Here is a 25698-nt window from a genome sequence, read left to right on the forward strand (position 1 = left end):
GTGTAGTGGCTTCTCGGTACACTGTGGGCTTATGAGTGAGACCATCGAATCGCAAGAAAATCAGAATGAAGAGGCTGCCGTTCCCGCTATGACCACGGTGGAACGTGCCGAAATGCTGCTGCAGCAGGATGCGGCTATCTACGCCAAGATCAATGACGGCGCTACCCTGGATGAAGCCGTTGATCCGGGCAATAAGGAATTCGGCCCGCTGGCGCATCCGGAGCAGGTGCAGATGCGCGTGGCCAAGCGTGCCATGATGCTTAAGGACGGCATTCAGCCGTACCCGGTGACTCTCGACGTCACCGCCACCATTGAAGAGGTTCGCGCCAAGTATGACGGCAAGCTTGAAGCCGGAGATGAAACCGAAGACGTGGTCGGCATCGCCGGTCGCGTACTCTTCCTGCGTAACGCCGGTGGCTTGTGCTTCGTGCAGCTTTCCGCTGGCGATGGCACCAAGATTCAGGGCATGATTTCCAAGAAGGAGATCGGCGCTGATTCCCTTAAGCAGTTCAAGCAGCTGGTTGACTTGGGTGACCACCTGTTCATCAAGGGTCGTGTGATTGCCTCCAAGACCGGCGAACTGTCCGTGTTCGCCACCGAATGGGCTATTGCCGCCAAGGCATTGCAGCCGCTGCCGGCCCTGCACAAGGACCTGAACGAGGATACCCGCACCCGCAAGCCGTACATCGGCATGATCGCCGATGAGAAGATGCGTAATATGGTGCGCAACCGTTCCAAGGCCGTCGCCTCCCTGCGAAAGACCTTCGCCGATCATGACTTCCTCGAGGTTGAGACCCCGATGCTGCAGACCGTGCACGGTGGTGCCGCCGCACGTCCGTTCACCACGCATATGAACGCGTTCGACCTTGACCTGTACCTGCGTATCGCGCCGGAACTGTTCCTCAAGCGCTGCCTAGTCGGCGGCATCGACCGCGTGTTCGAGATCAACCGTGACTTCCGTAACGAAGGCGTTGACGCCACTCACGCTCCGGAATTTACCATGGTTGAGGCCTATCAGGCTTACGGCAACTACGACACCATCGGCGCGCTCGTCAAGCAGCTCGTGCAAGACACCGCCATGGACGTGTTCGGCACCCACAAGGTGACGTTGCTCGACGGTTCCGAATACGATTTCGGAGGCGAATGGAAGACCATCAGCATGTATGATTCCCTCTCCGAAGCACTTGGCGAGGAAATCGTGCCGAATGGCGGCCCGGACAATCCGGGCACTTCCGTGGAACATCTCGGTGCCATTGCCGACAAGCTTGGCGTGGAACGCGACGATGTGGAGAACCACGGCAAGCTCGTCGAACACCTGTGGGAGCACTTCTACGAAGACAAGCTGTTCGAGCCGACCTTCGTGCGCGACTTCCCGGTCGAAACCTCCCCGCTGGTCAAGGGCCACCGTTCCAAGCCGGGAGTGGTCGAAAAGTGGGATCTGTATGTGCGTGGCTTCGAGCTGGCCACCGGCTACTCCGAATTGAACGATCCGGTTGTGCAGCGTGAACGTTTCGTGGCCCAGGCCAAGGATGCGCTCGCCGGCGACGAAGAGGCCTGCGATATCGATGAGGACTTCCTCGAGGCGCTCGGCGTGGGCATGCCTCCGGCAGGCGGCATGGGCATGGGCATCGATCGACTGTTGATTGCCCTGACCGGCGCCACCATCCGCGAAACCATCACCTTCCCGCTGGTGAAGCCGCTGAATTAAGGCAAAGCCTTAATTCAAAATCGGCTTCACGCGAGGCTGAAAAGAGAACAGTCCAGTGGACTGTTCTCCAGCCGGAGCCATCCTTATAAAATTGCCGCTGAATTAAGGCGAAGCCTTAATTCATATTGGCTTCACGTGAAGGCGGATCAAGAGAACAGCCCTGTGGGCTGTTCTCCCGCCGTAACCTTCCTTTTCAGTTGAAGCCGCTGAATTAAGGCGAAGCACAGTTCGCAATAAACTTGATACGGACTGAAAGGGCTGACGACCTACTCGGCCGTCAGCCCCTTCTGTTTTTGGCTGGCGGCGGGTCCGCGTGCGAATCAAAAACATGATGAGCGGCCTCCGCCGTCCGAGTAGCCGCCGATTAAGAATGACGATGGTAAATTCGAATCCATATGGCTCACTCAACAATGGGGACGTCAGGAAAACTGGACCGCACATAGAATGGTGTCCATGCAAATATCGACTTGGATTCGTGGCGCTCGCCCTCAAACGCTGCCGCTGGGTCTTGCCCCGGTTCTGGTCGGCGTTGCCGCCAGTTGGCGGTGGGAGGCTTTGGGTGGCCTGCGGTCGTGCCCAGCTTTTCCGGGAAGATTGCTGGAAGAGCATGATGCTGGTGATGTACTGGGGTATTGTGCGTTTTCTCGGCCGTGGTTTGCGGTCGTTGCGATGTTGTGCGCCGTGGTGGCGGTCGGTCTGCAGATTGCTGTGAATTATCTCAACGATTATGCCGATGGTGTACGCGGCACGGACGCCCGACGAGGCAGTGACGCCGCGGGACCTCGGCGGTTGGTCGCTTCCGGAGTGGATCCCAGTCACGTGTTGCTGGCTGCCGCGGTCGCTGCTTTAGCCGCCTGTGCCGCCGGACTGGTCGCTGTCGTCATAACTGGTCGCTGGTGGCTGATAGCGCTTGGCGTAACCTGTCTGGTGGCGGCCTGGGGATATACCAACGGTCGGCATCCTTACGGATATCGGGGTCTGGGCGAACTTGCGGCATTCGTATTCTTCGGGTTGGTTCCAGCCCTCGGCACGCAGTATGCGCTAAGCGGGTCGATCACCGTGACGGGGGTGGCCGGTTCGGTGATCTGCGGCCTGCTGTCCGTCAGCGTCATGATGGTGAATAACCTGCGCGATCTCGAAGATGACGCCGCGCACGGCAAGCGCACGCTGATGGTGCGCATCGGCAGTGGGAAGGGCAAATGCTGGTGCATGCGTGCGCTGGGATGGGCTGCTGGTCTGACGGTGGTTTTCGCCATGCCATTATCGGTGTATGCCAAACTTCTGGATCTGCTCATAAAGCTGCCTGCGGAGGTGGATCGCGACCGTTCATGCACGGAATATGGCATATGCGGTGACTGGTCGTGGGGAAACGCCGATTGGATGAGCCTTGCGGCGTTCGTATCCATCGCAGGGTGTGTGGCGATTGCTACTCGTGCCGTCGCGGCCGTCCGGCATGACCAGTGGCATCGGGCGTTGCCATTGTGCTCGATGACCTCGTTGGTCGCAGCCGGCGCGTTCGTGCTCAATGCCTGTCAGGCCGGTTTCATGGCGTAGCTGCATCCTGCATTTACGATTTCGTCATTGAGCACCGGCGATTGCCTGATGATGCAAACGGCATGCAACAGAATGAAAATTGTTGCATGAACGTAACCAAATAATCGTCATCGACGGTTGTGTTGGGCGTGCTAGGCGGTAGACTGGCAGGTATGACTTACAAACTAGTACTGCTCCGTCATGGACAGAGCGCATGGAATAAAACCAATCAGTTCACCGGCTGGGTCGACGTCCCGCTGACCGAGCAGGGTGTCGAGGAAGCCAAGAACGGCGGCCGCCTGCTCAAGGAGAAGAACGTCCTTCCGGATATCGTTTTCACCTCGATGCTGCGTCGTGCCATCAACACCGCCAACGTGGCTCTGGATGAGGCAGATCGTCTGTGGATTCCGGTCAAGCGCAGCTGGCGTCTGAACGAGCGTCACTACGGCGCTCTGCAGGGCAAGAACAAGACCGAGATTCGTCAGGAATACGGCGACGAGAAGTTCATGCTGTGGCGTCGTTCTTACGCTACCCCGCCGCCGGAAATCGATCCGAACGACGAGTACGCGCAGAACAATGATCCGCGCTACACCGGCGATCCGGTTCCGGAAGCTGAGTGCCTGGCCGATGTGGTCAAGCGCGTTGAGCCGTACTTCAAGTCCGACATCGAGCCGGAGCTGAAGGCTGGCAAGACCGTTCTGATCGCCGCTCACGGCAACTCCCTGCGCGCCATTGTGAAGATGCTTGACAACCTCTCCGAAGAGGAGATCGCCAAGGTCAACATTCCGACCGCAATGCCGCTGCTGTACGAGCTGGACGAGAACTTCAAGCCGATCAAGCCGCGTGGCGAGTACCTGGATCCGGAGGCCGCCGCCGCCGGTGCCGCCGCTGTCGCCGCTCAGGGCCAGAAGTGAGTTTGTTGCGATTGATACGCAGGTAGTCGCGTTCAATCGCACGGAACGTATATGAAAAGGTGGAAATCCACAGTACGTGGGTTTCCACCTTTTCATATACGTTGCCTTTGTTGGGCTATTGCATCCGTCTGCCGTATGGAATACGGAACATGAGATGTGCGGCAGGTCAATCGCAATCGGCTCAGATCACACCGTATTCCTTAAGTAACATCGGAATATCGGTGGAATCGAGCTTCTTCAGAATCTGTTTCAGCACGGTCTTTTCAATGGGGTTGAGTTTCATGTCGGTAATCGGCTTGCCGTCACGCAGCATCACCGTGGCGTTGAGCAGATTACGCACGTCGTAGACCGAACCCCACACTTCGGGCACGCCACGATCCACGTCGCACAGCGTGTACACTGCTTCCATACCGGTGCGCATCGAATACTCGGTGGTGAAGATCGTGTCGCGCGGGGTTTCGGCGAACTGTCCGAGGAATGCGAAATTCACGGCACCATCAGGTACCACATCAGGGCGGTCGCCGGCGGAACGTGGCATGAAGAACGCATCGATGTATGGCATCATCACCGGCACGGTGTTCGCATGATTCGTGGCGAGATCCTTGATCTTGTCGGTCGGCACGCCCATATGGTAGAGCCATTCCTCGCAGATCTCCTCGCCCGTGCATTCCTGCATCGTCTTCTTCACGTAATTGCCCGGCTTGTCGGGGAATAGGCCGTACACCCATATGCTCAGCTGATCCTTCGGCTGTTCGCGGAATTGCTGTTGACGGTTCAGCGTCCAGCTCATAAGCCAATTGGAATCCTCGACGGTCACAATGCCGCCGGTCACCACATGGCCGGTGAACGGGTCTCGCTTGCAGATTTTCTGAATATACGGCGGAATCTCCATGTCAAGCGTGGTAACGGTGGCACTCATCCACTTCGAATGCTCCGGATCGCCGCAGAATACGTCCGGGTGGCCGAAACTCGGGTCTTGCTTGGCGATGCGACGCCACATATCCCAGCCGCCGCCGGGCTTGATCTCCGGAGCCCATGCGGCTGCTTCGGTCTGCGAGCCTATGGTCGAATTCTCCACGCAACCACCGTTAGTGATGAATACCAGATCGTTTTCGCCCAAGTCAATGCTTCGCGCGGTGCCATCCGCCTCGGTCAAGTCGATGCGCGTGGCCATTTTCTTGGTTGGTGAGCTATACGGATTGCGTACGAACACACCGGATTCAGCCTGCTTCTTCAAAATCGTGTCTTGACCGGTGCCTGTATGCTGCCGAACTGGACCCATACCACCGCCAATCTTGAAATCGACATTCTCCACTTTCGCGTTGTAGTGGAACTGCACGCCGAATCCTTCCAAATACTTGATCATCGGCAGAATCATCGACTCATACTGGTTGTAACGGGTAAAACGCAACGCACTGAAGTCTGGCAATCCGCCAATATGATGAATGTATCGACGGATATACAGCTTCATTTCCAACGCACTATGCCAATTTTCAAAGGCGAACATAGTGCGCCAGTACATCCAGAAATTCGAATTGAAAACCTCATCGTCGAAATAATCAGAAATTTTCTTGCCGTACAGTTCCTCATTCGGCGTGAAGAACAATTTCATGATCTCCATCGAGGCTTTGTCTGACAGATTGAATTTGCCGTTCGTGCCTGCGTCAACGCCGCGCGCTTTTGTGGAGCGGCAGAGTGAGAAGTTGGGATCTTCCTTGTTCAGCCAGTAATACTCGTCAAGTACGGAAACGCCTTCCGTTTCGATGGATGGAATGGAACGGAACATGTCCCACATCACTTCGAAATGGTTGTCCATTTCACGGCCGCCGCGCATCACATAGCCGACGCCGGGAATATTTGCGCCATCGCAGGCGCCTCCCGGAACCGCGTCCTTTTCGAATACGTGAATGTGGCTGCCCGGCATTTGCGCGTCTCGCACCAGGTAGCAGGCTGCGGTGAGTGCGGCCAAGCCGGTGCCGATGATGTACGCGTTCTTGCTGTCCATGCCTTCGGGCTTCTTCGGTCGGGCGAATGCTTCGTAATTGCCGTTGGAATAATACATGACTGCCTCCTTTGGATGTCACTGCACATATTGTGCCGCGACATTGCGTAAAAGTATATGGGCAAAAAATAGACAGATTGTTTAATTTTTCTTACGGCTTGACGAAAGTGAAATAATGCGGGAGATAGTGCTTGACGATTCGTGCTGAAAGATTGCAAAAACAAAACAAGAAGGCGGCTTCAGTGGGGAACGGAAGCCGCCTTCTCAAAAGGAAGATGAAAAAGAAGATCGCAAGAAAAAATCAGGCGATGTCGGTGTCTTCGTCGCGGGTCGGCTCCTTGGACGGGTCGAAACCGGAGACGATGTACACCACGCGGCGAGCCGCGGACACGGCGTGATCGCCAAGACGCTCCATGAAGCGGCCGATCAGCACCACGTCGATGAGCTGCTGGTTGGTGCCGGACCAATCCGCGGACTGAGCCAGTTCAAAGGTCTTCTTGTGCAGTTCGTCGAGCTTGTCGTCGTTGGTGATGATCTGTTCGGCGGTCTTGGTGTCGCGGTCAGACAGCATGGCCACGGTCTGGTCGGCGACGTCGTTCAGGAACGCCTGCATTTCGGCGAACAGCGTCTGGGCTTCGGGCGGCAGCGGGGAAGCCGGGTAGGTGCGGCGGGCGGCTTCGGCGATGTGACGAGCCAGATCGCCCATACGTTCGAAAGTGGTAGCCAAACGCATGGTGGAAACAACCACGCGCAGATCGGTGGCAACCGGGTTCTGCTTGGCCAGCAGCTTCACGCATTGGTCGACAACGCTGGCTTCGAGGGCGTCGATTTCGATGTCGCCGTCAATAACGGCCTGGGCGGCTTCAAGATTCTGGTTCAGCAGCGCGTCGCCGGCGCCGTTGATCGCCTTGCGAACGCCTTTGACCATATGGTCGAGATCATCGGCAACAGCCTTGAGCTCTTCGTTGAAAATAACGCGCATGTGACTTGCCTTTCAATGCTTCATAATTTCAGGTCTGGTAATACCTTTCATAAGTCTATTAGAGAAACGCCATATTCATAACCAGCGTTTGTGTTGTTCCGTGAAAGTTCACCGGCGCGTTCACCTTGCGTTCATGAACGGGCTGTGGTGTCGTGAACATAGGAGCCGTAGGAGTATGCGAGAATGAAACCATGGTTGAATCTTTGGGCTCGTGGTGGCGTTCATTGACGCACCGCAACGACGATGATGAGCATGATGCCGATGCTGATACATTGGATGATGCCACTAATGCGTTGCTTTCCGTGCTTCCGTTGGCTTCCATTGTGATTGATGAGCATGATGAGGTGATTCGTGCGCATCCTTCCGCATATTCGCTTGGCGTGGTGCGGGACGACGTCATCATCGAAGACAGTGTGCTTCAGGCGGTGCGCGAAGTGCGCTCCTTCGGTGGCAAAAAGCAGTTCGATCTGACCACCACCACCGCGTATGTTGCGCAGCGTGCGCCGAAAGCAGGCAGGCTTTCCACTCGCCAAGCCGCGAAACAGGCGCTGATTGGGCAACAGTCAGCCAGCAAGCCCACGGCAACCGTGTCAAGGCCAAACTGGTTGAAAGTCATCGTCGGCAAACTCAGCGACAATCTTGTGGTGGTGTTGATCAGCGACGTCAGCGAAAGCGTACGATTCTCGCAGATACGCGACTCCTTCATCACCAATGTGTCCGAACAGCTGCTCAAGCCCACGCAATCGCTGGAACAGTTGGCGGATATCGTGGAACAAGGTGGAACAAGCCAGCGGGATGTTGAGCGCGACGCCATGCAATTGCGTCAGTCCTGCTCTCGTTTGGAACATATGATTTCCGACCTGCTGCTGCTTATCAAGGCGCAGGAGCCGATTCTGCCGACCGCAGACAATCGCATCAATGTGATGGGCCCGGTACGGGCTGTGGTCGACTCCCATCGTGAGGTGGCGGCGCAACGCAATATCACCATCGATATGAAGGGCGACGAAAGCTTGGAAATCAATGGCGATGCCGAACAGATTCAGGCGGCGCTTGCCAAGCTGGTTGAAAACGCCATCACCTATTCAAAGGACGGTTCGACGATCAATGTTGTGGCCAAAGCCAATGAGGAGGGCACGGAGGCGGTGATCAGCGTGCTTGATCGTGGCGCTGGCATTGCCGTTGGCGAGCAAGGCCGCATTTTCGAGCGATTCTACCGTGGTAATAATCAGAATGATCATTCTGGCGATGGTATTGGTTTGGGACTTGCGATTGTCAAGCATGTTGCGTTGACACATCATGGTTCCGCTTCAGTGTGGAGCAGTCCGGGGCAGGGGAGCACGTTCGCACTGGTATTGCCGTTGGCTGGAGAATAATACAGGGAGACAACATGATGCCCGTCTTGCTTTCAACAAGGCAAGACGGGCATCATGCTTTTATTTATGAGAAAATTTTCGGGGGTATGCTGCCGGTTGTTCGTGTTGACGGTTACTCGCCGAGACGTCGGTAATCCCAGCGATCGAAATGTTCCCAAACTAGCATAAGCACACCGATGATCGTACCTGCTTCGCATACGGTCTGCGCGCGTTCGGCGTTGATGCCGAACGCAAGCAATACGATGCAGACGATCAGTGCGATGGCCCAAAGCGCGGTGCCGAACGTGAACACCTTGCGCAAGTCCACGCGCACTGGTTTTGGTGAGGGCTTCCTCACGCTGGGGTCAATGATCGGAGCAATCTTCATATCGCCATACCCTACCTTGCGTCACAGATGTTCCACCACATAGTCGATGCAGCGGGTGAGCGAGTCGACATCGCTCGGATCCACCGATGGGAACACGCCGATGCGCAGTTGGTTGCGGCCCAGCTTGCGGTATCCGTTGGTGTCCACAATGCCGTTTTCGCGCAGTGCGGCGACCACTTGGGTGGCGCTGATGCGTTCGTCAAGGTCGATGGTGACCACGGCGTTGGAACGAGCGTTCTTGTCGGCGACGAACGGGGAAGCGTAATCGGACTTTTCCGCCCACTGGTACAGCAGGGACGCCGACCTTGCGCAACGTGCCGAAGCCCAGGCGAGGCCACCGTTGTCGTTGAGCCAGCGCACTTGGTTTTCCAACATGATCAGCGTAGCCACAGCCGGAGTGTTGAGCGTCTGATCCTTGCGCGAATTCTCTATGGCCGAAGTGAGCGATAGGAACGGGGGAATCCAGCGGCGTGCGCCCGGAAGATCCACGCTTTTGGCGATGCCGTATGCGCGTTCGACCGCGGCGGGGGAGAGCACGGCGATCCACAGTCCGCCGTCGGAACCGAAGGCCTTCTGCGGGGAGAAATAATAGGCATCGGTCTGGCTGATGTCGACCGGCAGCGCTCCGGCGCCGCTGGTGGCGTCGATCAGCGTGAGCGCGCCCTGTTCCTTGGTGCCTGCTATGCGTTTGATCGGTGCGGCAACGCCGGTGGAAGTCTCATTATGGGCCCAGCAGTAGGTGTCCACGTATTCCGTGAGCTCCGGCAGACGGTAAGTTCCCGGCTCTCCTGCGAAAATCTCCGGCTCTTCGAGGAACGGCGCGGATTGCGCCGACTTGGCGAACTTCGAGCTGAATGAGCCGTACGTGCCGAATGCGGCCTTGCGGGTGATCAGCGAGGCACAGGCGATATCCCAGAACGCGCTGGCTCCGCCGTTGCCCAGCACCACTTCGTAGCCGTCGGGAATCTGGAAGAATTCGGACAGTCCTTCGCGGATTGAGCCGACCACCTGCTTGACGGGGGTCTGTCGATGGGAGGTTCCCAGAAGATTACGGGCTCCCTTATCGAGCGCTTGGATTTGCTCCGGGCGGATTTTGGTCGGCCCTGAGCCGAAACGTCCGTCTTCCGGAAGCACGTTGGAAGGAATGGTCACAGTATTCGTCATGACAACCTAGGGTAGTCAGATGGTCGGATTGTGCGTGGTGATGACCGCTTTTCGGAACCATGACGTGACGATGATGACTGCGATATCCCGGTGTCGGTGTAGCGTAAACTTCCGTGACGGTTCTGTAACCACGCGGCCATAAGTTTGCTGTGGTTGAAGTAATCCGCAAGGAGTGTTGATATATGAGGCATGCGGCGCATAAAGCTGCCAAGGTTTCGAATGAGCGTTTCAGCGTTGCCAAGGCGCTGTTCACCTCGAGCCGCGGTTCCCACACCGCCAAGGCCGTTCGTATGGTCCAGCTGGCAAATGGTGAGGGTGCCGTTGTAGGTCTTGAGCCTGCGGTTGCCAAGAAGCTGAATGAGGTGGCTCCGATGAGCCGCCGCGCCATGCGTGAGGCCGCTCGTGCAGCCGGCCGTCGCTCCGCATTCGTGACTTCCGCATCGCTGGCTGCGTTGGTTGGTACCGCGGCCACTGCCATGGCGGTCAGCCAGCAGAATGCGTCTGAAATGACTTTCGCTGACAATGCCACCACTACCACGCAGATGAAGCGTATCTCCGACGATGCGGCATCCCGTTCCGAGTCCCGCAGTAGTCTCGACTCCCTGGCCTCCACCAGCAACAATGGTGATTGGCAGCTCGGCGAGACCAACTCCTCCATGGATACCAATCTTCTGTCGAAGTCCATTGCTGACAATCCCAATGTCGCCGTTCTCATGGATCAGGATGCCGGTCAGCTTCCCTCGGATTTCAACCCGAACCACGACACCGGGGACACCGGCAATGACTACCCATACGGTCAGTGCACATGGTGGGCGTATACTCGTCGTGCACAGCTTGGTCTGCCTGTCGGAAGCCATTTTGGAGATGCGCGGAGTTGGGGTGATTCCGCTCGCGCTCTCGGCTATTGGGTTGATAATACGGCGCGTCATGTTGGCGATATCGTGGTGTTCGCTCCGGGCCAGCTGAATGCGGACAGCTTTTACGGGCATGTTGCAATTGTCGAAGAAGTGCATGCTGACGGTTCAATTAAGATTTCGGAATCCAATGTCAAGGGTCTTGGCGTGATTTCCGATCGTACGTTCACTGCGCAGGAAGCTTCGCAGCTGACATATATTCATTACTGATTTCACTGTTCTTCAGTCTATTTGAGTTTGCCTTCTCCTTTGGGATAGCGCGATTTTATCGGCGTGTCGCATGATATGGCACTGTTCCTGTTGTCTTGTTGTTCTGTTGTCGGGGAACGTTCATGGTAGCTTTAGATACGATGAATATTGCTAAACGTTTCACGAGTATCTTCGCCGTTGTTGCCGTCTCTGCCGTGTTGGGTGCGGCGGTTCCGATCGCAAGCGCAGGCAATGCTATGGCTGGTACCACGGTAACCGCTACGCGTTCTTTCCCGAAGACCACCGCGGCCAAGCGTAATTTCCTTGCCGAGCACACATCCACGGATGTTGAGTCCAACGCCGATTGGGGTGGCATTGAAAGCTTGGATGTTCCGCAGACTGAGTCTCAAGCGGAAAAAGACCAGAAGGCTCAGGCGCAAGCTGAGGCTGAAGCCCAGGAGCAGGCGGCTCAGGCGCAGGCGCAGTCTGAAGCCCAGGCTGCCAGCCGTTCCTCCGAACGCGCTGCAATCAGCGTTCCTACCGCCCCTGCGAGTGCTACTGGTCAGGCGTTAGCCAACTATGCTCTGCAGTTCCAGGGCTATCCGTATGTGGCTGGGGGCAATACTCCGTCCGGTTGGGATTGCTCTGGTTTCGTGCAGTGGGTGTTCGCCCAGTTCGGCGTGAGTCTCCCGCATTATTCCGGTGCTCAGATGAGCGTTGGAACGGCTGTTGGAAGCATTGCCGAAGCGGCTCCTGGAGACATTATTGTTAATGCACAGCACGCTGCGATCTATATTGGCAACGGCATGGTGATCAATGCGCTGAACCCAGCTCAGGGAACGCAGGTTACGTCGCTGGCCGTGTTCTCGGGTGGCTATGCTATTCGTCGTGTGCTCTGAGTGAACATACGGTTTGTTTTTTAAGGCGTGTCCTTTCGGGATACGCCTTTTTGTATGGAAATGGCCGAGTCGTTGCTGACAAAACCGCATGTCGCGCGGTATGGTGGAGCCTAGAGGCAATGCATGGTGGCGTTGCCGAGGTGATTCAAGGAGGTCGTCCCATGATTAACGACAAGGCAATCCTCGTTGGTGTTGATGGATCCCACGCCAGCTATAAGGCAACATGGTGGGCTGCAAACTATGCGAAACATGCGGGATTGACGTTGCAAATCGTATGTGCGTATTCGCTGCCGAGTTATGCGGCGGTTTCCTTCGATGCGACGTATACCGCCATGGGCGATGACAATGCGGCCCATAGCGACGCTCAGGAGATCCTGTCGAAGGCCAAGGCCATCGCCGATGAGCAGGGTGTGGAGGCGACGACCCTCATCGTCACCGGCGATCCGGCTTCCGTGTTCGTGGAACTGTCTCGCAACTACAATCTCATCGTCATCGGCAATCGAGGCAAGGGAGGCTTGGCGGAACGCCTGCTGGGCACCACCAGCTCCAGCTTGCCGGCATATGCGTACTGCCCGATCGTGGTTGTGCCGTACACCGACGATGATGGCAATCTGATGCATTTGAACAACACCATCACCAAGGTGGCCGTCGGTTCCGACGAATCCAAGTGGGGTTTGAAGGCTCTTGAGATCGCAGCCGATTTCGCTGCCGCGTGGGGTGCCGAACTTGACGTCATTTCCGCGGTGCCGAACATGAAGGGTTCCGATGACGAAGGCGTGATGGCCTCGTTCAAAGATGATCTTGAAGTGCGCATCAAGCCGCTGGAGGAAGCCCATCCGGACTTGAAGATCAACAAGCAGATCGTGCCTGGTCCGGCTGTCGGCGCGCTGACCAAGGCCAGCTATGACCATGACGTCGTTGTGGTTGGTTCTCGTGGCCGTGGCGGCTTCACGGGCCTGCTGCTGGGGTCCACCAGCCAAGGTCTGCTGCAGCATGCGGTCGGCCCGGTATATGTGGTGCCCCGCAAGTATGTCGAGGCGGCGGAAACCCGTCTTGATACGGTTCCAAGCTCGCCAGCCGAAGTCAAGCCAAAGGCTCTTGACGATATCAAGGGCGTCGAGGAAGTGCCGGTCTCCAAGGCCGAGCCGGATGTGGTCGAAGCCATCGAAACCAAGATCGATCCGGAACGTCAGTAAATCTAATAAATAGAAAATGGCGATTGCAATGCTATGAAAAGCGTTGCAATCGCCATTTTTTTTTAAAAAAGAAAACGTCAGTGCTTGATGGTGACGTCCATGCGGACCGGAGTCTTCTCCACATACGTATGCTTCACCGTGCAGCCCTTGTCGATATGTCGGGTGACGCGTTCCTTAAGCTTTGCCGCATCCTCATCACTCAGACCGGCGTCGGTGGCGTCGATGACCACCTGTTCGTCGAAACCGATGTATGCGTCATTGTCGGCGTCATAGGTGCCGTCCACAACGATTTTCGCGCCCTTGCCCTCGCCCAGCGTATGCTCGACGGCGAACTGGCTTGACAGTGCGGCGCAACCGGCCAGCGCGATCTTCATCAGGTCGCCCGGCGTGAACTGTCCACGACCCTTGCCGAACTTGATATGCGCGCCATCCTCGCCGAAAGCATCCCAAGAACCGTCTTTGTTACGCTCGACCCACAGTCTTTTGCCCATGGTGAACTCCTCATCGTCTTGCCGGGAGCGCCGTTCGCTCCTCGCCTACATACCTAATGTAATCCATTGATGCCTGTTCGCTAGGAGGCATTCCGAAAAGCGTAAACAATCAACGCGCGGGTGGCATATGCTTGACCTGCCGTTCTGTACTGTTAAGCTTGCAACCATGGCTTTGACACCTGAACAACTTGCAGATATCCGTACCCGTATTCCGGCACGCCCGGAAACCGACATTCCCATGCCATATGAAGACCTTGTGCGCAAGATCCTGACGGAAGGCACGTTGAAGTCCGATCGTACGGGCACTGGTACCGTCAGCCTGTTCGGCCAGCAGATGCGATTCGACCTGAGCGAGTATTTTCCGCTGCTCACGACGAAGACGGTGTTTTTCAAGGGACTTGCCTATGAGCTGCTGTGGTTCCTGAAAGGTTCCACGAACGTGCGTTGGCTGCAGGAGCGCAATGTGCATATTTGGGACGAATGGGCCGATGAGAACGGCGATTTGGGTCCCGTATACGGCGCGCAGTGGCGTAGCTGGCCGGCGCCCACGCCCGATGATCCGAACCGTACCATCGATCAGATCAGCAATGTGCTTGATCTTGTCGAGAATCACCCGGATTCTCGTCGTATGGTCGTGTCCGCTTGGAATCCTGCCGAAGTGGAGAATATGGCGTTGCCGCCATGCCACGCGCTCTTCCAGTTCTACGTGGCGGATGGCAAACTTTCGTGCCAGCTATATCAGCGTTCCTGCGACATGTTCCTCGGCGTACCGTTCAATATCGCATCCTATTCGCTGTTGACGTTGATGATCGCTCAGCAGGCGGGACTGCAGCCGGGGGAGTTCGTGTGGACGGGTGGCGACTGCCACGTGTACGACAATCACATCGACCAGGTGTTGGAGCAGTTGAGCCGCGATCCATACCCGTATCCGCAGATCCGTATTAACAAAGCCGATTCGCTGTTCGATTACGATTACAGTGATTTTGAAATCGTCGGCTACCAGCACCATCCAACCATCAAGGCGCCGGTGGCGGTCTGAGAGTCGTCGCCAGACGTTAGACTACTGACCCTAGTTCGACTGCAAGGAGTGAGTGAAATGGAGCATGACAGTAGCCGCAGTGGCTATCACGAACCCGAGCCCGGACTTGCCGGGCTTGAGGACGAGGAGGATTGGGGCGATGATTTCCCCAAGACGTTCTCGGTGAATCTGATTTGGGCGCAGGCCTGTGACAAGGAAGGTCATGACGGCGCCATCGGATTCGAGGGTGGCATGCCATGGCATCTGCCCGAGGATATGAGGCGTTTCAAGGAGCTTACCGTCTCGCATCCGGTCATTATGGGGCGTAAGACGTGGGAGTCCCTGAGCCCGAAGTATCGTCCGTTGCCGAATCGCGACAATATCGTGGTTTCGCGTGATCCGGCTTACACTGCGCCGGGAGCGACCGTGGTCGACAGTCTGGATGATGCGCTTGATCTGGCACGACAGGAAGCCATTCCGGATGACGGTCTTGACCGCAGCGAAATCTGGATTATCGGTGGCGGTCAGCTGTTCCGCGAGGCCATGCCATTTGCGGACAAGGCGTATGTGACGCAGATCAGCATGCATGCCGATGCCGATACCTACGCGCCCGACGTGAAGTCGCTGGTGGAATCCGGCGCTTGGAAGGTGCTTGAAGAGGGCGTGTGGCAGAACACGCGGAAGGGTTCCGGAGATATCGCCGGATTCCGTTTCATGACGTATGCGAAGAATCGCGAGGAGTAACCGTATGTATACCGTGATGACCGTGTGTACCGGCAATATCTGCCGTTCTCCCATGGCCGAAATCATTCTGCGCACTGAATTCGAGCGTCGTGGCCTTGCCGACAAGGTCAACGTCGAGTCCAGTGGCGTGAGCGACGAAGAGTATGGCAATCCGATCGATCGTCGTGCCGTCAAGGTGCTCCGTGAGCGTGGATATGAGCTGCCGGCACATCATTTCGCCCATCGCATCACCCGCGATGAGATCGAGCGTACCGACCTGTTTCTGCCGATGACCGCTTCGCATATGCGTGCGCTACTGCGTCAGCTGCCGCAGGCCAAGCGTGAGAACGTGCATATGTACCGTAGTTTCGATCCGAATCTTGCCAAGCCTGTCGCAGGCTACGAAAGTGAGATTGATTTGGTCGATCCTTGGTATGGCGGCGCCCGCGAATTCGAAGTGGCGATTGACCAGATTGAGGAAGTGGCCCCGTTCATCGTTGATTGGGTTGAGCGGCAGCTCTGACGATTGCATACGATTTTTCCGTCGAAAAGCCCGGTTCGCAAGAGCCGGGCTTTCTTGTATCCGTATGATTTCAATGATTTCGAAAGATCTTAAGAAATCGCAAGAGATTGCAAAAGTAATATTGCGCAATTGATGTAAATCAGAGAAAAATAGAAATAAAAAAAGCGACCCCGGCCGGACTTGAACCGGTGACCTCCGCCGTGACAGGGCGGCGCTCTAACCAACTGAGCTACGGGGCCGTTGTTTCAGCCTTGCGACTGGCAACAGATAGATATATTACGGCAAAGTCGCTATCGTGCAAATTTCGGCGTGTCATCGATGAATATTCGTATGAATTGCTGAAAGAAAGTATTTGCTTAAACTGCGGCAGTAGTAGGGAAGAAAAGCAACGGCCGGTCGCATATGAGGGGAAAACTTCTCATATGCGACCGGCCGTTACCGTTGCGGTGCCGTGTTGTCGCTCACGACACTACGAATTGCTGGTGGAATCAGTCGGTCTGTTTCCAGGTCTCGACGTCGATGTGGTGTTCCGGATTGGCCTGCCATGCATCCCAAGCGGACTTCACGATGTCTTCGACGTTGTACTGTGCGTGCCAGCCCATCTCTTCGTTGATGCGCTTCGGGGAGCCGATCAGGTGCGGCGGATCGCCTGCGCGACGGGCCATGACGGTCTCTTCGAACGGCAGGCCGGTGACCTTCTTGACCTCATCGACGATCTGACGCACGGAGGTGCCTTCGCCGGTGCCGACGTTGAAGGCGTCGTACTTGCGTTCATCGCGGTCCAGATACTTCAGGGCGGCGATGTGGGCGTCGGCCAGATCGGAGACGTGGATGTAGTCGCGCACGCAGGTGCCATCCGGAGTCGGGTAGTCGTCGCCGAAGATCGCAGGGGCCTTGCCCTTCTTCAGACGGTCGAACAGCATCGGGATGAGGTTCAGGATTGCCGGATCCTCAAGCTCGACCGGGCCGCAGCCGGCCACGTTGAAATAGCGCAGGCCGCAGAAGCGAATGCCGTACGGCTCTTCGCAGGCGCGTGCCATCCACTCGCCGAACAGCTTGGTCTGGCCGTACGGGTTGATCGGCAGCATCGGAACGACGTCTTCCGGAACCACGTCGACCGGCGGAACGCCGTAGGTGGCTGCGGAAGAGGAGAAGACGAGCTTCTTGGCGCCGGAGTCGCGCATGCCGATGAGCACGTTGAGCATGCCGTTGATGTTCTGCTGGTAGTACCACAGCGGCTTTTCAACGGATTCGCCGACCTGCTTGCGGGCTGCGAAGTGGATGACGGAATCGACGCCTTCGGCCTTCATGATTTCGGCGAGGCGTTCGCCGGCACCCGGTGCGGCGATATCCATGCCGTACAGGCGGGAGCCTTCGATGCGGGTTGGCTTGCCGTAGCTCAGATCGTCAACGACGACGACCTGTTCGCCGGCCTGGTGAAGAGCGTGGACGACGTGAGCGCCGATGTAGCCGCACCCACCAGTGACGAGAACTGTCATGTTCTGTCCTTTCCTCCAAAATGAGCGTTAAAGCGCTTTGGTTCGAAAAACAAACGTCCAACGAACGTTGTTCACTTTTGCTCTAGTTTGTTACCTTTTGAACAATTTGAGTATAACACATGAACAGGAACGCACATAATCGACCCTTTCCTGCGTTTCCTCTATAAATTAGGGTATGCAAGAAGATGTGAACACGCCGACTGAAAATCAAGTTAACGGCGAAAACGAACAAAACATGTCAAAAACGCAAGATGAACAACGGGCTGATGCTGGCCAGCGTCCTGCCTTGTATGGGCGCAAGGTGTTGTCCTTCGTGCGTCGTTCCGCCAGGCTCGACGCACGCTTGCAGCGTGCATGGGATGCCTATGCAGATACGTATCTGCTGAAAATCAACGCGGGCGAGGGGTCGCTTGATGTGCGAGGCGATCTGGTGTTCGATCGGGCGTATATCGCGGATGTGTGGGGCAATGTCAATCCTCTGATTGTGGAAATCGGCACCGGCCAGGGGGAAAACGTTGTTGCGGCCGCTGCTGAACACCCCGATATGAACTTCCTGGCGCTTGAGGTCTATGATCCGGGCGTGGCGCATACCATGCTGCTCGCAGGCAAGCAGGGCCTGACCAATCTGCGCATCGCGCAGGTCAACGCTCCTGAGCTCTTCAAAGCCGCGGCGGATGGATCGATCGCTGAAGTATGGACCTTCTTCCCTGATCCGTGGCCCAAGATGCGCCACCACAAGCGTCGTATCGTGCAGCCGGAGCTTGCCGGCGAGATTCATCGCACGTTGCGGGATGGGGGAGTGTGGCGTATCGCCACCGACATCGAAGACTATGCATTGCATGTGCATGAGGTGATGGATGGTCTTGAAGGATTCCATAATGACGGCATGCTTACGGTGAGTTTGCCGGTCGAGCATGTTGGCAAGGGAAATGCCGACGAAGCGGCCGGTCTGCGACACGCCGATTTCACCGAATCCGAGCGTTTTTCCGGACGAATTCTCACGAATTTTGAGAAAAAAGGACTTGCTGCCGGTCGTGTGATTCATGACTTCACCTATCGCTGCGTATAGTGCCGGTTGGTCTGTTGTTGAAGTGCTGAAATGGCTTGATTTCAACGATTTTCAGCACTTTGGCAACGGGTTGATGGCGATTTTGCGACGCTGCGACACGCCGAGATTTGCATGTTCTGAGGATTCGCGTATAGTTAAGCGAGTTGTCAAGCGGAAACGCTGAAAGCGCCCCCTTCGTCTAACGGTTAGGACACCAGACTTTCAATCTGACAACGAGAGTTCGACTCTCTCAGGGGGTACTTACCTTGGTAACAAGGTGGCAATGGCCCCGTAGCTCAGTTGGTTAGAGCGCCGCCCTGTCACGGCGGAGGTCACCGGTTCAAGTCCGGCCGGGGTCGCTCGAACAGGTTCCTGTTCATGGCTCTGTAGCTCAGTTGGTAGAGCGAACGACTGAAAATCGTTAGGTCAGCGGATCGATGCCGCTCGGAGCCACCATGGCTTTGAAACCTCGGAAACATCCGAGGTTTTTTGTTTTTGCCCACACGTATGACGATTGCGGCCGTATGTCTAGCGCCAAGCCACTGATGCCGGCTGTTGGTTGAATACGCGCTCGCATTGCGGGTAAGCCCCCTAAAATGGTCGACGCAAGTCATGTTGACTTGCGAGTTACTGAGAAATGACTAAGAAAACCTCCGTTAGAGGGGAGTCTGTCTGCTATTTGGCTACACTGGAACACCGTAAGGCAGTAACAATGGGGGTTTGTGGGCAGAGTTATGCCGTAACCCCGTTAAGGGAGTATTCGCTGGGGTGGCGGCATGGAAGTGCTTCTGGTCGGCAACACCGACTTCATTACCAAGCAGTGGATTCAGCATTCCTTTCCCCGAGACCATGTGGTGATAGCGGAACGAGAAGGCACCGTAGACGGCAATGACCGTCTCAGAATCGTCAACATGTCTGACGCCAACACCCTTGCCGAAACTCTTACCACATACGAATTCGATCGCATCGTATTCTTTTCCGAAGGCCTCACCCCGCGAAGTGAGCGTGACGGCGATCTCGGATATCTTCGCAGATTGCTGCACGCCATACGTAACAGATCCACGCAAATGCTGATGGTATGCGGACCGGAATCCGAATTCACCTATCCGGAAAACGCCGACGTACGTGATACCAGCAAAAGTCTGACGTCTCGAGCGTCGGAAGAACTCTGCCTGTATTACGCGCGCACCTACCGTCTGGAAGCGAAAATCATTCGCTGTCCATACTTGTATGCACCCGAGCGCAATGGAGCAACCGCATATTTCGGCAGACTGTTCGAACAGGCATCGGCAGGGTCGATCTCATTCTGCGAACGCAAACAGCAACAGACATGCTTTCTCTGCGCCGACGATCTTGCCGAACTGATCTACCGCATGTTCGACGATTGGACCGCCGAAAGCGAAATCTTCCATGTGCCCAACGTGTTCGACTTCACATACGGTGATTTGGCTGATGCGATCAGCGCGGCATTTCCCGGATTATCGGTGACTTTTGGCGAAGACAGACCCCAACATTACCCAGCAGACGATCATGTGCTGCGATTGCGCTATGGCTGGTCGCCGCGATATTCGCTCAAACAGGATCTTCCCCCTGTGCTTCAGCGCTGGAAAGAAGCGCGTGCTCAGGAACAATCCAAGAAGCACCCGGTCTGGGATTTTCTACGCAACCATTCAAAACCATGGATCGCAATCGAAATCTTCATCGCGTTCATATTGGAAGAACTGCTTCGCACCGCGGTACAAGGCAACAGCCAGTTGGGAACCGTGGATTTGCGCCTGTTTTTCGTGGTGATCGTCGGCACGATGCACGGACTGAACGCAGGCGTGTTCGCGGCCGTGCTCGCATGTGTCGGCATGGCGTTGTCGTATGCATCGAAGGGCGCTTCATTCGCTCCGCTGTTTTACGACACGTCGAACTGGCTTGCGTTTGTGGTGTATTTCGTTGCCGGCGCGGTATGCGGGTATGTGCAGCTGCGTAATCGCGAAAACCTGCGATTCATGCGTGACGAAAACAGTTTGCTGCGTGAACGACTTGCGTTCCTGCGTGACCTGTACCACGATGTGCTCGATGATCGTCGTATGCTGCGCGGGCAGATTATCGGCAGGCGTGACAGTTTCGGCAAAATGTATGCGATGACACGTGAATTGGACGAAGTGCAGCCGCAAAAGCTGTATCACACGACCATTCGCATTATGCAAGACACATTGGGCGGCGATAGTTTCGGTGTTTACCGCATTGACAGCGGCGGTCGATTCGCGCGTTTGATGGCTGCGAGTCCGCAAACCGAATCCCTGTTCAGCAAGTCGGCGCTGCTTGAGAATTATGCCAACATTATTACAGCTTTGGATCATGGTGGATTGTGGGTAAACCGCAATCTCGAACCGGACCTTCCGATGTATGCGGCAGGCGTGCATGCCGATGGCAAGCTGGCCGTGGTGATTGTGCTTGCCAAAGCGCAGCCCGACCAAATGAATCTGTACTTCCAGAACCTGTTCACCATCATGTGCGGCTTGGTGGAATCCGCGATGGTGCGTGCGTTCGACTATGAGAATGTGGCGCGTCAGGCGATGCTGGTGCCGGGCACCGAATTCCTGAACACTCGGGCGTTTCTGCCCAAAGTGCTTGCCGCCAACGAACTCAAGCACGACCATATGGGCGATCACCTGCTGCTGCGTGTGGATGATGCTTGGCAAGACAATGGCAGCCGTCTCATGGGGGCCATTCGTCAGACGGACGAGGCGGGTGTACTGCAAGACGGCAACGTGTATGTGTTGATGAACCAGGCCGGCAAGCATGAGCTGCCTATCATCAACAAGCGTTTGGCCCAAGCTGGATTGCATGTGACACGCGTTTCCGGGCAAGAGGAAGACGCGCTGCTGGATGAGGCTTCGGAACAAGTGGCCGCCGAATCGCACGAAGGCGGCACGGCATGAACACAACGGTAGTGACGATGCTGCTTATCGTCATACATGTGCTGGTATGCGTGCTGATGTGCGTATTGTCTCGTTTTGGCGTGCTTCGTGTGGAAGGGCGTCTGCTTCCTTTTATGCTGTTGGTGCCGCTGTGGGGGCCGTTATGCGTGCTCTTGCTGCATGTGCGTACGCTGATTCGTACGGGCGAGCATACGGCTCCAGATCTCGAACAGATGCGCGTGGACGATGAGGAACGTCGAAGCATTCTGGTTGAGGAACGAGCCGATTTCGTCAATACCGTGCCGCTGGAAGAGGCGTTGATCGTCAACGATTCGAGTCAGCGTCGCAGTCTGGTGATGTCCATTCTCAACGACAATCCCAGCCATTATATCGATGTGCTGTCGCAGGCCCGACTGAATGAGGATGTGGAGGTCGTGCATTACGCGGCTACCGCCTTGGCACAGATCAGTGCCAAGGAAGATCTTGCATTGCAGCGCTGCCGCAACGATTATCTGCAGCATCGAAATTCCGAAACGATGTTGGAACGCTATTGCGATGCGCTGGAACGATATATCAATTCCGGTATTGCGCAAGGATACGCATTGCAGTTGCAGAAGCAGCGATATGCCGAAGTATTGCAGGAACGACTTCGCCAACATGGCGATTATTACGTTGCGTGCCGTCTTGCGCAAATGCAAATCGATCTTGGACTCTTTGATGATGCCGCGCACACCATTGACGGCGCTATGGAACGGTGGCCGGATCAAGGCGATGTATGGCTGATGCGTCTACGACTCGATGCCGCACGCAATGATGGCGATGCGTTGCGCCACACTGTTCAGCAGATCGAAAGCAAGCATATTTATCTCGGTGGCCAAGGAAGACGTGTGCTGCGGTTCTGGACCGGAACCAAGGAGGCTGAACGCGCATGATCAGAGGATTCCTGTCAGACGTGTTGGCCAAGTGGAAACGATTCCGCTGGCAAGGTTTGGTCAAAGTGTGGGCCGTGTTCATGGCCATCGCATTGGTGTTGCTGGTGGAAAGCTTGGGCGTGCATTACGGTGTCACGCGGTTCGACATCACGTATTTGGATCGAAACAAAGCCATTCCTGCAGCCAATGCCATCGCTGGCGAAAAAGCTACGAATCTGTTGGTGGTCGACAGTTCGCAGGAGGGCGTCAGCGATGCCGAAGCCATGCTCGACCAGATTCTGCTTGATATGAAAGTCCCCACCACTGTGGTTGACGTGGCTGACGAAAACGCTGAATTTCCAGCGTTGACTCACTACAGCACCATAGTGGTGGCCATGCCTAATCTCGACCGTCTGGGCGAGCATGTGCTGCAAATCATGCAATGGGCCAAAAAAGGCGGAGGAGTCATGTTTGCCATGACTCCCGAAAAAACCGGCTATTTGGATGTGATCGGCCCGCAGATCGGCATTGAATCGTCCGCATACGAATATGTGCTGACTAAGGGCATTACACCCTCCAAGGATTTCATGTTGGGCGGCGGCCAGACATACACATTCAGCGATCCGTTTGAATCGTCGCTGAGTGTCGCATTGAATGATCGCGCACAGGTCAAGGCCGTCAGCAGTAATGGGCGCACACCGTTGATTTGGAGCACGTTCGTGAATTCAGGTTCGGCGGTGGTGTGCAATATCGGTATTTACGGCAAGGTGTTTCGAGGATTTTACGCTTCGGCGTTCAGCCTGCTCGGTTCTGCCACGGCCTATCCGGTGATCAACAGCGCGGCGTTCTACTTGGATGATTTTCCCTCTCCGGTACCGTCAGGCAATGGCAAATACATCAAACGTGACTACAACATGAGTATTGCTGAATTCTATTCTCAAGTATGGTGGCCGGATTTGGTGCGTCTTGCGGAACGGTACGGTATTCGTTTCACCGGTGTGATGATTGAGAATTACGGCGATGACACCAAGGATGATCCGGTACGGCAGACGGACGGCGCACAATTCGAGTATTACGGAGGATTGCTGCTGCGGCAAAACGGCGAAATCGGATATCACGGGTACAACCATCAGCCGTTGGTGTTGCCGAATACGGATTATGGTAAGGAATACGCGTATGTGCAGTGGCCGAATCGCAAAGCCATCGTCGATTCGTTGAACGAACTGATCGCATTCCAGAAAGACGTATTGCCTGCCGCAACATCGTCGGTATACGTGCCGCCGTCGAATATCCTCTCCCAAGAAGGACGGAAGATCATAGGCGAGGATATGTCGCAGATTCGCGCCATCGCCAGTACGTATATGCCTTCCGACAGTTCCTTGACGTACGTGCAGGAGTTCGGTGTTGCGGCCGATGGCGTGGTGGAGGCTCCACGTATCGTGTCCGGCGGCATGGTGGGTGACATGTACATGCGTCTTGCCGCGGTTTCCGAACTGAACATGCACTATGTGAGCACGCACTTCATGCATCCCGACGATTTGCTTGATGAAGATCGTGGAGCGAAAGAAGGATGGAAGAAGTACTACCAGGGATTGGAAAACTATCTTGACTGGCTGGAATCGTCGGCACCGTCCATTCGTATGCGGACAGGCGCGGAATGTGCCGCAGCCATCCAACGTTTTTCGGGATTGACCGTTTCGATGGAAACGTCCGACGATGGTTGGGATCTGAAACTTGGCAACCTCACCGATCAAGGGTGGCTCATGTTCCGTGCCAACAATGGCACGCCTGGCAGGGTTCGTGGCGGAAGCCTCACCAAGCTGACCGGCAACTTGTATCTGCTCAAAGCCACGAACGCCACGGTTCATATCGAACGCAAGACTGGGGGAGAGGCATGAGAATCTGCCTGGTTTTGGAAGGATGCTACCCGTACGTGCATGGTGGAGTGTCCACGTGGATGCACAGTTATATCGAAGCGATGAAAGAGCACGAGTTCGTATTGTGGGTGATCGGCGCCAAAGCCGAAGACCGCGGCAAATTCGTATATGACCTGCCCGACAATGTGGTGGAAGTGCATGAGGTGTTCCTCGACGACGCCTTGCGTCTGAGCGGTGAACGCGCGCAAGTGTCGTTCACCGAAGAAGAATTGCGGTCATTGCGCGAACTGGTGAATCTTGGCAGCCCGGACTGGGATGTGCTGTTCAACCTGTTCCACACCAGAGGCGTGCATCCGCTGTCGTTCCTGCAAAGCCGTGAATTCATCGACTTGTTTACGCAAATCTGCATGGAAGAATATCCGTATGCGGCCTATGCCGACGCTTTCCATACCGTGCGCTCCATGTTGCTGCCGGTGTTGTACTTGATGGGCTGCGAAGTGCCGGAAGCGCAGATCTACCATGCGATTTCCACTGGATATGGCGGATTGTTGGCTTGTTTGGGGGGGGGGGGTATCAACCATGCGCCGGTATTGCTTACGGAACATGGCATTTATACGCGTGAACGAGAAGAGGAAATCATTTCCGCCGAATGGGTGTCGCCAGCGTTCCGGCCGCGTTGGATCCGCTTCTTCTACATGCTTTCGGAACAGATCTACCATCGTGCGTGGCGCATCACCAGCTTGTTCGGTCGTGCCCGTCTTATCCAAATTGGCATGGGTGCGCCCGCCGATGCCTGCCAGGTGATTCCCAATGGCATTCAATGCGAACGTTTCTGCGATATTCCTTTCAAACCCGACGACGGTTGGGTTGATATCGGCGCGGTGGTGCGCATGGCGCCCATCAAAGATGTGAAAACCCTGATTCACGCGTTCCATGAGCTTTCCTCTCGCGTTGACAATGTGCGCTTGCATATTCTCGGCGGTGTTGACGATCAGGAGTATGCCGACGAATGCTATGAGCTTGTGGAACAGTTGGGTGTGCGCAATCTTGAGTTCACCGGCCGTGTGAACGTGGTCGAATACATGCGCAAGCTTGATTTCACCGTGTTGACCAGCATTTCCGAAGGCCAGCCGCTGTCGGTGCTGGAATCGTTCGCAGCCGCACGCCCCTGCGTGACCACTGACGTCGGCTGCTGCCGTGAGCTTTTGGAAGGCGAGGAAGGCGACGATTTCGGCACGGCAGGCTTCTACGTGCCCCCGATGTACCGCGAGGGCCTGAGCCGAGCCATGGAACGCATGTGTTCCAGTCGCACGCTGCGTGAGACCATGGGGCAGATTGGCCGTAACCGTGTGAACGCCTATTACCGGCATGAGCGCATGCTTGACGATTATCGCAAGCTGTATAGCGATACCGCGGATCAGTTCGGATTGAATCAGTTCGGATTGGAGCGCTGAT

At 56.0% G+C, this 25698-nt stretch carries 21 protein-coding genes and 4 tRNA genes; 18 read left to right on the forward strand and 7 right to left on the reverse strand.

Annotation, left to right across the window (positions count from 1 at the left end):
• Positions 1 to 31: 31 nt before the first annotated feature.
• The 3 genes from lysS (at position 32) to WMO36_RS01050 (ending at position 4155) form a co-directional block, all read left to right on the forward strand.
• On the forward strand, positions 32 to 1708 hold the full coding sequence (gene lysS / locus WMO36_RS01040) for a lysine--tRNA ligase (RefSeq protein WP_004219939.1): 1677 nt from the start codon (positions 32 to 34) through the stop codon (positions 1706 to 1708).
• 453 nt (positions 1709 to 2161) lie between these two features.
• Complete coding sequence (menA, locus tag WMO36_RS01045) at positions 2162 to 3262, forward strand: 1,4-dihydroxy-2-naphthoate octaprenyltransferase (RefSeq protein WP_302694943.1); 1101 nt, start codon at positions 2162 to 2164, stop codon at positions 3260 to 3262.
• 152 nt (positions 3263 to 3414) lie between these two features.
• Positions 3415 to 4155 (forward strand): phosphoglyceromutase, encoded by a 741-nt coding sequence (locus WMO36_RS01050; RefSeq protein ID WP_003808215.1) that lies wholly within the window; start codon positions 3415 to 3417, stop codon positions 4153 to 4155.
• A gap of 181 nt (positions 4156 to 4336) precedes the next feature.
• Here the strand turns inward: WMO36_RS01050 and WMO36_RS01055 are convergent, their stop codons facing one another.
• The gene (locus WMO36_RS01055; RefSeq protein WP_349076461.1) at positions 4337 to 6217 is read right to left on the reverse strand and encodes an oleate hydratase; all 1881 of its coding nucleotides are present in this window, start codon (positions 6215 to 6217) and stop codon (positions 4337 to 4339) included.
• A 241-nt stretch (positions 6218 to 6458) separates the two neighbouring features.
• Positions 6459 to 7139, reverse strand: a complete 681-nt coding sequence (gene phoU / locus WMO36_RS01060) for a phosphate signaling complex protein PhoU (RefSeq protein ID WP_349076463.1) — start codon at positions 7137 to 7139, stop codon at positions 6459 to 6461.
• Between the two features lie 191 nt (positions 7140 to 7330).
• Here phoU and WMO36_RS01065 point away from each other — a divergent pair, with 191 nt between their 5' ends.
• Positions 7331 to 8512: a sensor histidine kinase gene (locus WMO36_RS01065; protein ID WP_099570926.1), complete on the forward strand. Its 1182-nt coding sequence runs from the start codon at positions 7331 to 7333 to the stop codon at positions 8510 to 8512.
• 112 nt (positions 8513 to 8624) lie between these two features.
• Here WMO36_RS01065 and WMO36_RS01070 read toward each other — a convergent pair whose 3' ends face one another.
• Complete coding sequence (locus tag WMO36_RS01070; protein ID WP_144090075.1) at positions 8625 to 8879, reverse strand: DUF2530 domain-containing protein; 255 nt, start codon at positions 8877 to 8879, stop codon at positions 8625 to 8627.
• Between the two features lie 21 nt (positions 8880 to 8900).
• Positions 8901 to 10043, reverse strand: a complete 1143-nt coding sequence (gene serC, locus WMO36_RS01075; protein ID WP_349076467.1) for a phosphoserine transaminase — start codon at positions 10041 to 10043, stop codon at positions 8901 to 8903.
• Positions 10044 to 10225: 182 nt separating this feature from the next.
• Between serC and WMO36_RS01080 the strand changes: the two genes are divergently transcribed.
• From WMO36_RS01080 to WMO36_RS01090, 3 genes are all read left to right on the forward strand, one after another.
• Positions 10226 to 11167, forward strand: coding sequence for a CHAP domain-containing protein (locus WMO36_RS01080; protein WP_271745258.1), 942 nt, complete (start codon positions 10226 to 10228; stop codon positions 11165 to 11167).
• A gap of 122 nt (positions 11168 to 11289) precedes the next feature.
• Positions 11290 to 12045 carry a C40 family peptidase gene (locus WMO36_RS01085; RefSeq protein ID WP_211128844.1) on the forward strand — a complete coding sequence of 252 codons (756 nt, stop codon included), beginning with the start codon at positions 11290 to 11292 and terminating at the stop codon, positions 12043 to 12045.
• Between the two features lie 161 nt (positions 12046 to 12206).
• On the forward strand, positions 12207 to 13241 hold the full coding sequence (locus WMO36_RS01090) for a universal stress protein (protein ID WP_195523622.1): 1035 nt from the start codon (positions 12207 to 12209) through the stop codon (positions 13239 to 13241).
• A 77-nt stretch (positions 13242 to 13318) separates the two neighbouring features.
• Here the strand turns inward: WMO36_RS01090 and WMO36_RS01095 are convergent, their stop codons facing one another.
• Positions 13319 to 13732: an OsmC family protein gene (locus tag WMO36_RS01095; protein ID WP_117611790.1), complete on the reverse strand. Its 414-nt coding sequence runs from the start codon at positions 13730 to 13732 to the stop codon at positions 13319 to 13321.
• Positions 13733 to 13970: 238 nt separating this feature from the next.
• Between WMO36_RS01095 and WMO36_RS01100 the strand changes: the two genes are divergently transcribed.
• The 3 genes from WMO36_RS01100 to WMO36_RS01110 are packed head-to-tail and all read left to right on the forward strand — an operon-like array spanning position 13971 to position 15996.
• A complete protein-coding gene (locus tag WMO36_RS01100) occupies positions 13971 to 14771 on the forward strand; it encodes a thymidylate synthase (RefSeq protein WP_171025347.1) in 801 nt (266 codons plus the stop codon).
• Positions 14772 to 14828: 57 nt separating this feature from the next.
• Complete coding sequence (locus tag WMO36_RS01105; protein ID WP_004219905.1) at positions 14829 to 15494, forward strand: dihydrofolate reductase; 666 nt, start codon at positions 14829 to 14831, stop codon at positions 15492 to 15494.
• A 4-nt stretch (positions 15495 to 15498) separates the two neighbouring features.
• Entirely contained in the window at positions 15499 to 15996 is a 498-nt protein-coding gene (locus tag WMO36_RS01110; RefSeq protein WP_033524216.1) for a low molecular weight protein-tyrosine-phosphatase, read from the forward strand.
• 165 nt (positions 15997 to 16161) lie between these two features.
• Here the strand turns inward: WMO36_RS01110 and WMO36_RS01115 are convergent.
• Together WMO36_RS01115 and galE are read right to left on the reverse strand one after the other, a co-directional pair.
• Positions 16162 to 16235, reverse strand: a tRNA-Asp gene (locus tag WMO36_RS01115).
• Positions 16236 to 16484: 249 nt separating this feature from the next.
• On the reverse strand, positions 16485 to 17495 hold the full coding sequence (galE, locus tag WMO36_RS01120; protein ID WP_034880509.1) for a UDP-glucose 4-epimerase GalE: 1011 nt from the start codon (positions 17493 to 17495) through the stop codon (positions 16485 to 16487).
• A gap of 175 nt (positions 17496 to 17670) precedes the next feature.
• Here galE and trmB point away from each other — a divergent pair, with 175 nt between their 5' ends.
• The 8 genes from trmB to pelF all read left to right on the forward strand — a co-directional run bounded on the left by trmB (position 17671) and on the right by pelF (position 25697).
• Positions 17671 to 18564 (forward strand): tRNA (guanosine(46)-N7)-methyltransferase TrmB, encoded by an 894-nt coding sequence (gene trmB, locus WMO36_RS01125; RefSeq protein ID WP_117793666.1) that lies wholly within the window; start codon positions 17671 to 17673, stop codon positions 18562 to 18564.
• A gap of 167 nt (positions 18565 to 18731) precedes the next feature.
• Positions 18732 to 18803: transfer RNA gene (locus WMO36_RS01130), tRNA-Glu, on the forward strand.
• Between the two features lie 25 nt (positions 18804 to 18828).
• A tRNA-Asp gene (locus WMO36_RS01135) sits at positions 18829 to 18902 on the forward strand.
• 21 nt (positions 18903 to 18923) lie between these two features.
• Positions 18924 to 18999 (forward strand) — tRNA-Phe (locus WMO36_RS01140).
• A gap of 320 nt (positions 19000 to 19319) precedes the next feature.
• Positions 19320 to 21476, forward strand: a complete 2157-nt coding sequence (locus WMO36_RS01145) for an NAD-dependent epimerase/dehydratase family protein (protein ID WP_349076473.1) — start codon at positions 19320 to 19322, stop codon at positions 21474 to 21476.
• Entirely contained in the window at positions 21473 to 22387 is a 915-nt protein-coding gene (locus tag WMO36_RS01150; protein ID WP_349076475.1) for a hypothetical protein, read from the forward strand. The genes WMO36_RS01145 and WMO36_RS01150 overlap by 4 nt, the downstream gene beginning before the upstream one ends.
• On the forward strand, positions 22384 to 24264 hold the full coding sequence (locus WMO36_RS01155) for a DUF2194 domain-containing protein (RefSeq protein ID WP_349076477.1): 1881 nt from the start codon (positions 22384 to 22386) through the stop codon (positions 24262 to 24264). The genes WMO36_RS01150 and WMO36_RS01155 overlap by 4 nt, the downstream gene beginning before the upstream one ends.
• A complete protein-coding gene (gene pelF, locus WMO36_RS01160) occupies positions 24261 to 25697 on the forward strand; it encodes a GT4 family glycosyltransferase PelF (protein ID WP_349076479.1) in 1437 nt (478 codons plus the stop codon). Before WMO36_RS01155 ends, pelF begins: the two co-directional genes overlap by 4 nt.
• Position 25698 lies beyond the last annotated feature (1 nt).

This window comes from Bifidobacterium hominis (genome assembly GCF_040095915.1).
Classification (GTDB): Bacteria; Actinomycetota; Actinomycetes; order Actinomycetales; family Bifidobacteriaceae; genus Bifidobacterium; species Bifidobacterium hominis.

Bases quoted from the DNA above. Each gene is read 5' to 3' on its own strand.
- lysS (WP_004219939.1), top strand. From the start codon at position 32: ATGAGTGAGACCATCGAATCGCAAGAAAATCAGAATGAAGAGGCTGCC.
- menA (WP_302694943.1), top strand. From the start codon at position 2,162: ATGCAAATATCGACTTGGATTCGTGGCGCTCGCCCTCAAACGCTGCCG.
- WMO36_RS01050 (WP_003808215.1), top strand. From the start codon at position 3,415: ATGACTTACAAACTAGTACTGCTCCGTCATGGACAGAGCGCATGGAAT.
- WMO36_RS01055 (WP_349076461.1), bottom strand. From the start codon at position 6,217: ATGTATTATTCCAACGGCAATTACGAAGCATTCGCCCGACCGAAGAAG.
- phoU (WP_349076463.1), bottom strand. From the start codon at position 7,139: ATGCGCGTTATTTTCAACGAAGAGCTCAAGGCTGTTGCCGATGATCTC.
- WMO36_RS01065 (WP_099570926.1), top strand. From the start codon at position 7,331: ATGGTTGAATCTTTGGGCTCGTGGTGGCGTTCATTGACGCACCGCAAC.
- WMO36_RS01070 (WP_144090075.1), bottom strand. From the start codon at position 8,879: ATGAAGATTGCTCCGATCATTGACCCCAGCGTGAGGAAGCCCTCACCA.
- serC (WP_349076467.1), bottom strand. From the start codon at position 10,043: ATGACGAATACTGTGACCATTCCTTCCAACGTGCTTCCGGAAGACGGA.
- WMO36_RS01080 (WP_271745258.1), top strand. From the start codon at position 10,226: ATGAGGCATGCGGCGCATAAAGCTGCCAAGGTTTCGAATGAGCGTTTC.
- WMO36_RS01085 (WP_211128844.1), top strand. From the start codon at position 11,290: ATGGTAGCTTTAGATACGATGAATATTGCTAAACGTTTCACGAGTATC.
- WMO36_RS01090 (WP_195523622.1), top strand. From the start codon at position 12,207: ATGATTAACGACAAGGCAATCCTCGTTGGTGTTGATGGATCCCACGCC.
- WMO36_RS01095 (WP_117611790.1), bottom strand. From the start codon at position 13,732: ATGGGCAAAAGACTGTGGGTCGAGCGTAACAAAGACGGTTCTTGGGAT.
- WMO36_RS01100 (WP_171025347.1), top strand. From the start codon at position 13,971: ATGCCATATGAAGACCTTGTGCGCAAGATCCTGACGGAAGGCACGTTG.
- WMO36_RS01105 (WP_004219905.1), top strand. From the start codon at position 14,829: ATGGAGCATGACAGTAGCCGCAGTGGCTATCACGAACCCGAGCCCGGA.
- WMO36_RS01110 (WP_033524216.1), top strand. From the start codon at position 15,499: ATGTATACCGTGATGACCGTGTGTACCGGCAATATCTGCCGTTCTCCC.
- galE (WP_034880509.1), bottom strand. From the start codon at position 17,495: ATGACAGTTCTCGTCACTGGTGGGTGCGGCTACATCGGCGCTCACGTC.
- trmB (WP_117793666.1), top strand. From the start codon at position 17,671: ATGCAAGAAGATGTGAACACGCCGACTGAAAATCAAGTTAACGGCGAA.
- WMO36_RS01145 (WP_349076473.1), top strand. From the start codon at position 19,320: ATGGAAGTGCTTCTGGTCGGCAACACCGACTTCATTACCAAGCAGTGG.
- WMO36_RS01150 (WP_349076475.1), top strand. From the start codon at position 21,473: ATGAACACAACGGTAGTGACGATGCTGCTTATCGTCATACATGTGCTG.
- WMO36_RS01155 (WP_349076477.1), top strand. From the start codon at position 22,384: ATGATCAGAGGATTCCTGTCAGACGTGTTGGCCAAGTGGAAACGATTC.
- pelF (WP_349076479.1), top strand. From the start codon at position 24,261: ATGAGAATCTGCCTGGTTTTGGAAGGATGCTACCCGTACGTGCATGGT.